The sequence below is a fragment of the Embleya sp. NPDC059213 genome (assembly GCF_042754445.1).
Classification (GTDB): Bacteria; Actinomycetota; Actinomycetes; order Streptomycetales; family Streptomycetaceae; genus Embleya.
Genome location: NZ_JBHZAV010000040.1, coordinates 25,405 through 36,417, shown reverse-complemented (window position 1 = coordinate 36,417; position 11,013 = coordinate 25,405). Strand labels below are relative to the sequence as shown.

At 70.4% G+C, this 11,013-nt stretch carries 11 protein-coding genes; 6 read left to right on the top strand and 5 right to left on the bottom strand.

Going from position 1 to position 11,013, the window contains the following annotated elements; genetic code table 11:
* The first annotated feature begins 376 nt into the window (after positions 1-376).
* The 3 genes from ACFXMF_RS17375 (at position 377) to ACFXMF_RS17365 (ending at position 3,730) form a co-directional block, all read left to right on the top strand.
* Positions 377-1,942 (top strand): DEAD/DEAH box helicase, encoded by a 1,566-nt coding sequence (locus ACFXMF_RS17375; protein ID WP_379990913.1) that lies wholly within the window; start codon positions 377-379, stop codon positions 1,940-1,942.
* A 484-nt stretch (positions 1,943-2,426) separates the two neighbouring features.
* A complete protein-coding gene (locus tag ACFXMF_RS17370; RefSeq protein ID WP_379990911.1) occupies positions 2,427-2,930 on the top strand; it encodes an ATP-binding protein in 504 nt (167 codons plus the stop codon).
* A gap of 281 nt (positions 2,931-3,211) precedes the next feature.
* Positions 3,212-3,730: a hypothetical protein gene (locus ACFXMF_RS17365; RefSeq protein ID WP_379990910.1), complete on the top strand. Its 519-nt coding sequence runs from the start codon at positions 3,212-3,214 to the stop codon at positions 3,728-3,730.
* A gap of 276 nt (positions 3,731-4,006) precedes the next feature.
* Here the strand turns inward: ACFXMF_RS17365 and ACFXMF_RS17360 are convergent, their stop codons facing one another.
* The 3 genes from ACFXMF_RS17360 to ACFXMF_RS17350 all read right to left on the bottom strand — a co-directional run bounded on the left by ACFXMF_RS17360 (position 4,007) and on the right by ACFXMF_RS17350 (position 6,703).
* Entirely contained in the window at positions 4,007-5,041 is a 1,035-nt protein-coding gene (locus ACFXMF_RS17360) for a methyltransferase (RefSeq protein WP_379990539.1), read from the bottom strand.
* A 383-nt stretch (positions 5,042-5,424) separates the two neighbouring features.
* Positions 5,425-5,988, bottom strand: coding sequence for a DUF6245 family protein (locus ACFXMF_RS17355; protein ID WP_360309925.1), 564 nt, complete (start codon positions 5,986-5,988; stop codon positions 5,425-5,427).
* Positions 5,989-6,121: 133 nt separating this feature from the next.
* Entirely contained in the window at positions 6,122-6,703 is a 582-nt protein-coding gene (locus ACFXMF_RS17350) for a TetR/AcrR family transcriptional regulator (RefSeq protein ID WP_360309923.1), read from the bottom strand.
* Positions 6,704-6,804: 101 nt separating this feature from the next.
* Here ACFXMF_RS17350 and ACFXMF_RS17345 point away from each other — a divergent pair, with 101 nt between their 5' ends.
* Positions 6,805-7,980 (top strand): Gfo/Idh/MocA family protein, encoded by a 1,176-nt coding sequence (locus ACFXMF_RS17345; protein WP_379990538.1) that lies wholly within the window; start codon positions 6,805-6,807, stop codon positions 7,978-7,980.
* Here ACFXMF_RS17345 and ACFXMF_RS17340 read toward each other — a convergent pair.
* The gene (locus ACFXMF_RS17340; protein WP_379990537.1) at positions 7,967-8,338 is read right to left on the bottom strand and encodes a zinc-binding dehydrogenase; all 372 of its coding nucleotides are present in this window, start codon (positions 8,336-8,338) and stop codon (positions 7,967-7,969) included. The genes ACFXMF_RS17345 and ACFXMF_RS17340 overlap by 14 nt on opposite strands.
* Before the next feature lie 154 nt (positions 8,339-8,492).
* Between ACFXMF_RS17340 and ACFXMF_RS17335 the strand changes: the two genes are divergently transcribed.
* A complete protein-coding gene (locus tag ACFXMF_RS17335) occupies positions 8,493-9,443 on the top strand; it encodes a leucine-rich repeat domain-containing protein (protein WP_379990536.1) in 951 nt (316 codons plus the stop codon).
* 153 nt (positions 9,444-9,596) lie between these two features.
* On the top strand, positions 9,597-9,965 hold the full coding sequence (locus ACFXMF_RS17330; protein WP_360309915.1) for a hypothetical protein: 369 nt from the start codon (positions 9,597-9,599) through the stop codon (positions 9,963-9,965).
* 495 nt (positions 9,966-10,460) lie between these two features.
* Here the strand turns inward: ACFXMF_RS17330 and ACFXMF_RS17325 are convergent, their stop codons facing one another.
* Positions 10,461-10,916, bottom strand: coding sequence for a VOC family protein (locus tag ACFXMF_RS17325; RefSeq protein WP_360309911.1), 456 nt, complete (start codon positions 10,914-10,916; stop codon positions 10,461-10,463).
* Between the last annotated feature and the right edge of the window lie 97 nt (positions 10,917-11,013).

The following is an 11,013-nucleotide window of genomic DNA, read 5'->3' as shown; positions in this document are numbered from 1 at the left end:
CTGCGCGCGCCCCCGGGCCTGGCCCCCCCACCTAACGCGCGCCCCCCCCCCCACGGCGTTCGTATCCGTATTTCCGCCGCCGGCCGCTCGTCCCTCTTCCCGGGGTCGTGGCGCCGGCAGGCGACGCAGTATCCCCGCCCGGTGGGCGGTAGTAGCCGACGGCTTATGGCCGCGCTCCGCCCATCGCCCCCGGACTTTGCAGTCCGTTCGAACCGGCAGCCTTGTTCCGACGGCGCCGCGCCTTTCGAAGTGTCTTTGCGTGAATTTCCGCGCCCACTTCATATCTGCTTTTCATTTCGGCTCGTTCTCGTGACGCCTTGCGCGGCTTTCGGCTGCCGGGTCTCCGCGGTACGCGCCGTGTCGAGGAAGGTTCCCCGTGAACCCGAACGCCCGCTCCACCTCTTCTTCGTACGGTTCCTCCTCCCGCGGCCGTAGCGGCGGCGCCGGCGGCTACGCCCGCTCGACCGCCGATGGCGGCGGCAGCGGCTACGGCCGTTCCGGTGCCTCGGGGCGCTCCGGCCGCTACGGCCGTTCGGGCGGTTCCGGCGGATACGGTGGTTCCGGCCGTCGTTCCTCGGGCGCGCGGGGGGAGTTCGCGCTTCCGGTGACCGTCACTCCGGCGCTGCCGGCCGTGGCCTCCTTCGCCGAGTTGGACATGCCGTCCGAGTTGCTGACGACGCTGACCGGTCTGGGTATGACCGAGCCGTTCCCGATCCAGGCCGCGACGCTGCCGAACTCGCTGGTCGGCCGCAACGTGCTGGGCCGGGGCCGGACCGGATCGGGCAAGACCCTGGCCTTCGGCCTGGCGCTGCTCGCCCGGACCAGCGGCCGGCGCGCCGAGCCCAGGCACCCGCTCGCGCTGGTGTTGGTACCCACCCGTGAATTGGCCCAGCAGGTCACCGAAGCCCTTACCCCGTACGCCCGTTCGCTGCGGATGCGGATGGCCGCGGTGACCGGCGGCATGCCGATCGGCCGCCAGATCGGCGCGCTGCGGGCCGGCGCCGAGGTGGTCGTGGCCACGCCCGGTCGCCTCAAGGACCTCCTGGACCGCGGCGCGTGCGTGCTGACCGACGTCGACATCACCGTCCTGGACGAGGCCGACCAGATGGCGGACATGGGCTTCATGCCCCAGGTCACCGAACTCCTGGACCGGGTACGCCCCGACGGGCAGCGCATGTTGTTCTCGGCCACCCTGGACCGCAACGTCGACCTGTTGGTGCGCAAGTATCTGCACGACCCCGTGGTGCACTCGGTCGACCCGTCCGCGGGAGCGGTCACCACGATGGAGCACCACGTGCTGCACGTGCAGGGTTCGGACAAGAACGCCACGACCACGCACATCGCCGCCCGCGACGGCCGAGTGATCATGTTCCTGGACACCAAGCACGCGGTCGACCGGCTCACCACGCACCTGCTCGACAGCGGCATCCGCGCCGCCGCGCTGCACGGCGGCAAGTCCCAGCCCGAGCGCACCCGCACGCTGACCCGGTTCAAGTCCGGCCACGTCACGGTCCTGGTGGCCACCAACGTCGCCGCGCGCGGCATCCACGTGGACAACCTCGACCTGGTCGTCAACGTCGACCCGCCCAGCGACCACAAGGACTACCTGCACCGCGGCGGTCGGACCGCACGCGCCGGCGAGTCCGGCAGCGTGGTCACCCTGGTCCTGCCCGGCGAGCGCCGCCGGATGGTCCGCCTGATGTCCGACGCCGGCATCACTCCGCAGATCACCCAGGTCCGCTCCGGCGAGGCCGAACTGACCCGGATCACCGGCGCCCAGGCACCCTCCGGAATCCCGGTCGTCATCACCGCGCCCGTGGTGGACCGCCCCCGCCGCACCGGCTCCGGTTCCTCCTCGCGCGGACGCCGCAGCGACACCGCCCAGGCCCGCCGGTCCGGCGCCGCCGCCCGCCCCGCACCCCGCGTGGCCACCGCCGTCTGACCCGCGCCCCGCGACACCCGGCCCCGAAGCGCCGGCCGCCCACCCACGAACGGGTGAGCGCGGCCCGGCACTTCGGGGCCGTTCGCCGTCCCGGACACCTCGACGGCGCGCCGCCGGCGATTCTCGGGCGACCACGATCCTCGATCGGGCCCCGATCGGCGAGCAGTTCGGTCCGCAGCCTGATCACGGTCCGGTCGGGCAATCGGGAGACCTGCATCCGGGAAATGCCCAGGTGTGCGCCGATCCACTCGAACGAGCGACGCTTGGAGGATCGGCGGCAGGGCAGTCGTGCGGGCAGGACCATCGGCACGGGACAGGTGGGCGAGGTCATGGCCCCGCCGGAAGCTGTGACCTCCCCCACCGGCTCCTGCCGCACGCCCACGACTCACCGGGAGGAGGGCAGGAGGTGCTTCTCGTCGGGTGGTTCCGGCGCCGACTTCGAGCAGAAGCAGTATTCACCGTCCGCCCCCAAGCCCCGAGGAAGATGATGTCCCGACTTCGTGGTCCCCTCGTCCGGTGGCGCGTGCCACGACAGACCGGTGCCTCGTCGCGGGCACGAAACGCGGTGCGGACCACGCTCGCCGGCTGGGCCTGGGACGAGGAGCACATCGAGGCGGTCGTCCTGGTCGTCTCGGAACTGCTGACCAACGCGCACCTGCACACCGACGGCGAGGTGCGACTGGCCCTGCGCCGAACCCGACGTGGCGTCCGGCTGTCCGTTACGGACACCGATCCCCGCATGCCGATGCGCCGGAACACCGGCCCCGAACACGAGGGTGGCTTCGGCCTGCACATCCTCGACACGATCACCACCGGCTGGGGCGTCAGGACACACCGGTCCGACAAGACCGTCTGGGCCGACATCGACGCCCCTCGCCCGCACGCGAGACGCCCCCCGTGGCTGCTTCGCGTCCGGTCGAAGGCCGCCTCGGCCCGAGCGTCCCTCGGCCGAGGCCGGCGCGCGGCCCTGACTGCGGCCCCCGAGTAGCCGGGCCGGGTCGCCCGGCCACCACGACCGAAATCCGCACGGTATTACCGGAACACCGGCTATGGACATGCCGTTTCGGCGCGAATACAGTGCGTTCGGGGCCCGCCGAGCAGAAAATGCACGAGGGCGCGGAAAGTGTGGATGGCGGCTGCCGAGAACCCTGCCGTCCGACGCCGCAAGTACCGAACGGAACGCATTCCTCCGGCCCCGTATCCAGTGCCGCAAGATCGCCGGAAGCACTTGAGCCGAACCACGTCGCGACACGCCCGGACGGAAGGAGAATGACCATCATGTCGTTGTCTGCAACCGACCTCGCAAAGGCAGAAAAAACTCCGATCACGATTCGTTCGACATTCTTCCAGAACATCTACCTGCGCATGGACGGCACCGGTGTGGCCACCTCGACGAACAATGGAGCCGGGACGGTCAACTGTCAGTACGGCCCCGGCGCCTGGACGACGTACAAGGTCCACCCGCAGACCGACGGTTCGTATGCCTTCGAGTCGGCGGCCTTCCCGAACGTGTTCCTGCGCATGGACGGCACCGGGGTCCCCGCCACCATGGCCGGAGGCGGGACGGTCAACTGTCAATACGGCGCCGGCCCCTATGAGAAATTCAAGGCCCGCGCCCAGGCCGACGGTTCCTTCTCCTTCGAGTCGGCGGCCTTCCCGGGCACGTATCTGCGTCTGGTGACCGGCAGCGGAGTGACCGCCGCCACCGGGCCCGGCGGAACGGTGAACTGCCAAGTCAACGCCAACGGCGGCGAGAACGAGAAGTTCTTTCTCGACATAGCGCAGTGATCGACTCGTTCGGTGGGAATCCCCCGGGCTCTCGCAGGAGCGTATGCGACGCCGGATGGGCCGCTGGTGGATTTCGGAAGCAGCCGCTTTTCGACGACCCCACCGAACGTGCCGTGCGACGCGGTTCATGACGGCATTCGGACCTCGCCGGTGCCATTTCCTCGAAAAGCCCTCCCGAGAGGCGTCGCCACCGGGCGCCTCGCGCATGCCCTCGTGCCCGATCGGGCACGGGGGCATGCGCGCACGGTCACCCGCGATCGCGACCCTGGTCGAACTTCACGCCGGCTCGCCGGTGGTGCCTTCGACGATCGACAGCACCGTCGGGGTCGCAATGACCCGGTTCAGCCGTAGGTCCGCCGCGTCGAACAGACGGGCGAAGTCCGCCTCGGTGCGCTCGCGGCCGACCAGGGACGCCATCATCATCAGGTCCAGGGTTTTGCCTTGATGGGGTTCGTTGCCCTGGGGCAGGACCGCGTCGACGACGAGGACCCGGCCTCGGGGGCCCATCGCCCGGCGGCAGTTGCGCAGGATCCTTACGCACTGCTCGTCGTCCCAGTCGTGCAGGATGCGCTTGAGAAGGTGGATGTCGCCGGCCGGGACCGAGGCGAAGAAGTCGCCCTCCACCGTCTCCCAGCGGCCCGCCAGGTCCCGGACATCGAGACGGTGGCCCGCCAGGACGTGGGCCTGGTCGTACAGAACGCCCCGCAGGCCCGGTCCGGTTCGCAGTGCGGCGAGCAGGAAACCTCCGTAACCGCCGCCCACGTCCACGATCGTGGCTGCCTCGGGGAAGGCGTAGCCGTCGGCGATGGGAACGTTCTCCGCCTCCGACATGGCGGCCATGCCCGCATGGAAGACGGCAGCGGTCTGCCCGTCCTGGGCGAAGTGGTCGAAGAACGGCATTCCGAAGATGTCGTCGAAGGCCGAGGAACCCGTTTCCAGGCACCGGGTCATCTCCCCGCTCGGCAGCCACATCGTCCGGTCGGTCAGCATCAGCACGGCCGAGCGCACCGACACGGGCGCGTCGGAACGCAGCGAGTCTCCCGCCGGGGTCAGCCGGAAACGACCGCGGTCGTCCTGTTCGAACAGACCTCGGGTGGCCAGCAATCGCAATACCCGGTACAGATTCCGTGTCTCGGTGCCCGTCAACCGTGCCAGTTCCGCCGCGTCGCGGGGTCCTTCGGTCAGGTGGTCCGCCACTCCGACCGCTGCGGCGGCACGTAACGCGGCGGGATACAGAAACCCCAGGGCTTCCTCGATGACGAGGGCGGCACTGCGCCGCCCACGCGCCGACTCGCCGGAATCATGGTTCATGGACATTGCCTCCGAACGCCGATGCCATTGGTGTCGGATGGGAGCACGAGAACAGCTCTCGTGGCGCGGTGGGTGCCCTGTGGCTCTTGCCCGACTCGCCCGACACCGCACCCCCCTTCCCCGACCTCACGGTGCGAGTTCCCATCATGACGTTCGGTGAAGATCAACGGGAGTCCTCGACCGAGGAACTCCGGTGCCGACCCACGGGCGGCCTGTAGGCCCAGACCAGGCGTTCGCTCTCCTCGGCGGCCCCGCCCGCTCGTCACGTCGACGGACATCCCGACCGACGACGGACGGCGTGGCGCCGGCTGCGTGGCTGCGTGGCGGATCCTCGCGGCTGTGGTGCGGTTCCCCCGGCATGCGGTGGAGGCGTGCTCGTAGGACTACGAGCCGGCCGACTCGACCATGTCCAGCATGATGTCGGCGTTGTCGAGGGCGGCCACCAGTAGTTCCCGGGCCGCCTTCACCACGCCCATCTGGGCGGCGATGGTTTCCACGTCGCCGGTCGCGGTCGCCTCGTCGACTGCGGCGATCACGCCCAGCATCACGTGCAGCGCCTCGGCGGCGTGCGAGGCCGACACCACGACCGGCCCGGCGTCCGGGATCTTGGCGATCCAGTAGAGCGGGATGCCGACCCGCCGGACCTGCCAGCCCAGGAAGGCCATCTGCCTCGCCGCGTCGTCCCAGGCGTCGGCGGCCTTGATTTGCTCCAACCATGCGACGAACAACTCCTCGCTGTCCCCCGCGACTTCGTCGGCGAGCTTCGCCTGCCCCTGCACCGCGCCCAGCAGGGTGTTGAGCAGCCGCAGCCGGTAGGCGTCGACGCCGGCGGACGGTGCGGCGTTTTCGGCATGTTCGGCGGGTGTGTTGTCGTCGTCGTAGATGCCCAACGCGGCCAAGGCCGCACCGATCTGTTCCACCGTCATGGGAGTCTCTGCGCTCTTCATACCGGCACGCTACCCGCCCCGCCCGGGAGCCAACAGGGCGCCCAGCGGCAGCGGTTGCCGATCCCGTGTCGGATCGGCTACTCGGATGACATCGCCACCGGGCATACGACACGGATTCGCGAACCCACGGCGCTCAGTCGTCGAGCAGTCCCCGCAAGGCGAGTTCCGCGACGGCGCGCAGTTCCCCGCCGCCCCGGCCCGCGGCGGCCTGCACGGCGATGCCGTCGGTGAGGGTGTGGACGAGTTGGGCGAGCGTCGCGGCGTTCGTGCCCCGGGGCAGGTCGGGCGCGTTCTCGAAGCGGCGGCGCAGCGCCGCCTCGCCGGCCTTGCGGCGGCGGACGGCGTCGTCGCGCACCGGCCCGGCATCGGGGCCACAGGCGTGGACGCCTTTGACGGTGAGGCAACCGTGCGGGGTGTCAGCGCCGGTGGTGAGTTCGATGCTGCCGAACACGAGGCGCTCGACGACGGCGCGGATGGTGGGTTCGTCGAGTGCCTCGGCGGCGAAGGCGCCGGGGCCGGCGAAGTAGCGGTCGAGCGCCTTGGCGAAGAGTTGCTCCTTGTTGCCGTATACGGCGTACAGGCTGGGCTTGTTGATGCCCATCGCGGCGGTGAGTTCGGCGAGCGATGTGCCTTCGTAGCCCTGTTGCCAGAACAGTTCCAGCGCACGGTCGAGTGCCGTGTCGGGGTTGAACGAGCGTGGGCGTCCCCCTGGCATCGCGGCCTCCTCCAGTTTTGTACCTGTCGGTATTCTACTCCTTGCGCGGGCGCCTGGCATCCAGTTGAATACCGATCGGTATAAAACTTGGGAGGCCAGTCATGATCAGAGTCGGCGTGGTCGGAGCGAGCGGTTGGGCGTCCGGTACGCACCTGCCCGCGCTGGTGCGACTGCCGCAGTTCCGGGTGACCGCGGTCGCCACCACCAACCGGGCCAGTGCCGAGCGCGTCGCCGCCGAGCACGGTGTGTCGCACGCGCTGACCGACGCGGCGGCGTTGGCCGCCCATCCCGAGGTCGACCTGGTCGTGGTCTCCGTGAAGGCGCCCGCGCACGCCGAGGTCATCACAGCCGCGCTCGAACACGGCAAGCACGTGGTCTCCGAATGGCCGCTGGGCGTGGATGTCGACCAGGCACGCGAGTTGGCGGCAGCGGCGGACGCGGCCGGTGTACGGCACGCCGTCGTCCTACAGGGTCACCACTCCCCCGACGCCCGCTTCGTGGCCGACCTGCTCGCGGACGGCCGGATCGGCCGGCTCGAAGCGGCGGTCATGGTCGCCGACGGCGATCCGTTCGGGGGCGCGACGATCCCGGCGGAGCTGGCCTGGACGCTGGACCCCGCGGGCGGCACGTCGATTCTGCCGATCATGGCCGGGCACTTCCTCGCCACGCTGGAGCGGATCGCCGGGCCGCTGACCGAAGTGTCCGCGCGGCTGCCGGGCGCGGGCGAGCCCGTACGGATCGCGGGCACCACCGAGGACGTCGTCAATCGCAACCCGCGTCACGTGCTCCTGCAGGGGCGACTCGCAGGCGGCGCCGAAACGTCCGTCGCCGTCCTCGGCGGGGACCGTCCGAGCCGGGTCGGATTCTCGATCCGACTCGTGGGCACGGGAGGAACATTGGCGATCGCCCCGCGTCGACGGGGGGAATACCTGCACTGGACCGACTGGGACATCGACCTCGATGGCGAAGCTGTCGCCGTACCCGATGCCTACCGCACGGCTCCTCCCGGGATCCCACCCGGCCCGGCGACGCGGATCGCGGCGCTGTACCAGGAGTTCGCCCGAGCACTCGCGGAACAGCGTCGCCCCCGACCGGACTTCGCCGACGCGGTGCGGCAACACGCCGTGCTCGCGGCGATCCGGCGCTCGGCGGCGAGTGGCACGCTCGAGCGGATTGCCGTGGACTGGATCCGGGGCCGGCCCACCGGGGAGCAGCGTTCGAGCGTCGTCCCCGGCGGCGCGCCGTCGTCCGCTCCCGGGCCGGTCAGGGGCGGATGACGTAGCGGCCGCGGAGGCCGCCCTCGGCGGTGGCCCGGTGGGCGTCGGCGGCCCGGTCCAGGGGAACGACGGCGTGGACGCGGGTCGGGAGATCGCCGGCGGCGGCGCGGGCGAGGAGATCGGCGAGGCGGGTGCGGTCGGATGCGGTGACCAAGGAGGTGACCGAGATGCCGCGCTCGCCCGCGGGTTCGAGGCCGGGCCGCAGGCCGACGTAGGCGCCGCCGTCGCGGACCGGTTCGAGGGCCCGGCCATCGAGTTGCGCGGGGTCCACGACCGCGTCCCATTCCGGCTCGGCGTGTGCGGTGAAGTCGACGCCGAGGCCGCGGACGAACTCCTCGCCCACCGGGAGAAACACCACCGCGCGGCAGCCGAACACTGGGCCTGCTCGGCGAACCGGCGGCCCGACGAACCGGGGCCGGCGGCGTTCCGCGCGTCGAGTCCACGCCGGCCGGCGCGAACGCGAGGCACCCGATCCCCACGTCCAACCTCGCCTGAGCCCTACTGTGGGCTGTGTGGAATGGGGAGAGTGGCAGCAGCCGGCGTATGACAGGGTGGCGACCGAACTTTCCCGCGCCGACCCGGATATCGAGGTCGTCCGCATCAGCGAATGCGACCTGCCCGCACTACCGGACGAGCTGTGGCGCTTGCAGCGGCTGCGCCACCTTGCCGTCCATGCCGACTACCTCCACGAGATTCCCGCCGCGATCGGGCGACTGACGCGGCTGGAGAGTTTGCAGATCTCCGCACCGATCACCGCCCTGCCGCCGCAGATCGGCCTCCTCGCCAAGCTGCGCGAGCTGACCGTCACCAGCGGCGAACTCGCCGAACTACCCGTCACGACCGGCGAGCTCCGCCGGCTGGAAGTCCTGCAGGCCCAATCCGCGCCGCTGAAGGCCATCCCGGCGGAACTCGGCCGACTCGTGTCCCTGCGCCGCCTGGCGCTGAACGGCAGTTCACTGGAAACCGGCGGAATCCCGGCGGCGCTGTGGGAACTCGCCGAGCTGCGCGAACTGTCCATACCGGACTGCCGGGTCGACGAACTGCCGCCGGGCATCGGGAATCTCCGCGCGCTACGCGACCTCGATCTCGGCAACGGAATCCTCTGCGACGACGACGGGCTGTGGTCCGCCCCACCCGCCGACCTGTGGAACCTGACCACGCTCGAAACACTGATCCTCCCGTTGAGCGGCCTCACCGACATTCCGTCTTCCATCGGGCACATGACCCGGCTCCGGTACCTGGACCTCAGCACCTGTGATGTGCGCGAACTCCCGCCGGAGACGACCCGCCTCGCCGGCCTGGAGCACCTCGACCTGAGCTGGAGCCTGGTGCGTGCCGTGGACCCGGCCGTGCGCAGCCTGCCGCGCCTGCGCGAACTCCACCTGAGTCGGCGCGCCATCGACGATCCCGGCCTGCCGCTTCGGGCCACAACAACACCGGAACACCCTCCATCGCCGGAGTGATACGACCGGCCGTGGGGTGTCACGGTCGGCCTGCTTCTCGACCCGAGCAGTGGCGCCGGGACCAGGCACCGGGAAGTCCCTCTGTTTTCCCGGGGCGGGGCGGATAGCTTCCCCAGGCCCGTCAAGTGCCCGTCCTACCCCGGAGGTTGTCCCATGAGAACGGTTGCGGGAGTGCTCGGTATCACGTATGGGCTGATCGTGGGGTCCGCCGGAGCGGCCGGGATGGTGTGGGGGCTGGTCTCCTTCGGTGACGTCGGGTGGCTGGCCTTCCTCAGCGTGTTCGTCATCGCGCTCGGCGTGGCCCTGACCCGCAATGGGTGGAAGCTGCTGAAGTGGGAGTCGGGGGCGGACGATCGGCTGATCCAGTTGCTCATGGTGCCCGCGGGCCTGTCCGGCGTGGCGATCGGCAGTATGGTGGCCAAGGCCGATCTTTCCACCGGCGCGGCACAGAACCAACTGACCGGCTTCATAACGGCCTTCGTGCTCTCGGTCGCAGCAATCCTGCTCACTTCGCGGGCTTGAGCGCCGGTCGTCGAACCGCCCCTGGGCGCCGAGCGTGCTTCTCGAGGGCAGATGCGGCTCGTGGCCGCGCGAGAGCGCCGGCCGGCCCCGTCGACCCGCAGGCGGCGGCGGGTGGCGGGTTCGATGGCGATCATGCCGACCCGGGCCGGGCCACGGAGCAGTTCGGCCGGCGGATCCTCGGGGATCGGCAGTGCGTCGACGCACAGGGTGCCCGGGTGGGGCACCCGCAGGAATCCCGGGGCGCCGGTCGGTTGCGTCGCCCGGATGCGGCCCGCGCGGTCCGTGCCGCCGACGATGATCACGGGTTGGTCGGCGAGGAACGCCGCGGCGACGGGTGGGATCGTGTCGCCGATTCCGGTCGGCGCGTGGGATGCCCGACGGGTCGGACCGGCGCGCTCTTGGACGGCGATCTCCCCGGGTTGGTGCTGGGTTGCCACGGCGTTCCTCCCGAATCGATGGTGCGCTCGACTGTTGCGGCGCGACCGCCGCGCGGGTCTAGAAGAAGCCGCAGGTCGGCGCACCCGCGGTGGGCGCGTCCGCCGGGTCGGCGCCGTCGGGGGCGTAGATCTCCAGACGGATGCCGTCCGGGTCGGTGAAGAAGATGCCGCCCGACGTGCCGTTCTCGCCGTGCGGCACCACGCCGTCGTACGCGAACTGCGCGTCGAGGCCGCGCAGGATCTGCTCGACGGCCTTGACCTCGTCGATGGTCTCGACCTGGAACGACAGGTGATGCAGTCCGGCTCGGTCGGCCGGGAACGCCCCCTCGCTCTGCTGCCACAGGGTGACCAGCAGTTTCCCGTCGCGGCCCAGGAAGGCGAACCGGCGATCGGCCTCCTCGCCCTCGGCTGCGACGTCGAATCCGAACACGGCCTTGTAGAAGGACACGGAACGGTCGAGGTCGGTGACGTTGAGGCCGACGTGGCCGGTCTGCAGTGCCTTGATGGTGCTCATCTCGTCCTTGCTCCTCGGATGGTGACGGGCGTGGTGACCGGAAAGAGCTTATCTAATGCTCAGAATAAACTCTATCCATTAGATGGAAAGTCTTTCG

Excerpts from the sequence above, each read along its gene's own strand:
- ACFXMF_RS17370 (WP_379990911.1), top strand. The coding sequence starts at position 2,427 with ATGATGTCCCGACTTCGTGGTCCCCTCGTCCGGTGGCGCGTGCCACGA.
- ACFXMF_RS17365 (WP_379990910.1), top strand. The coding sequence starts at position 3,212 with ATGACCATCATGTCGTTGTCTGCAACCGACCTCGCAAAGGCAGAAAAA.
- ACFXMF_RS17360 (WP_379990539.1), bottom strand. The coding sequence starts at position 5,041 with ATGAACCATGATTCCGGCGAGTCGGCGCGTGGGCGGCGCAGTGCCGCC.
- ACFXMF_RS17355 (WP_360309925.1), bottom strand. The coding sequence starts at position 5,988 with ATGAAGAGCGCAGAGACTCCCATGACGGTGGAACAGATCGGTGCGGCC.
- ACFXMF_RS17350 (WP_360309923.1), bottom strand. The coding sequence starts at position 6,703 with ATGCCAGGGGGACGCCCACGCTCGTTCAACCCCGACACGGCACTCGAC.
- ACFXMF_RS17345 (WP_379990538.1), top strand. The coding sequence starts at position 6,805 with ATGATCAGAGTCGGCGTGGTCGGAGCGAGCGGTTGGGCGTCCGGTACG.
- ACFXMF_RS17330 (WP_360309915.1), top strand. The coding sequence starts at position 9,597 with ATGAGAACGGTTGCGGGAGTGCTCGGTATCACGTATGGGCTGATCGTG.
- ACFXMF_RS17325 (WP_360309911.1), bottom strand. The coding sequence starts at position 10,916 with ATGAGCACCATCAAGGCACTGCAGACCGGCCACGTCGGCCTCAACGTC.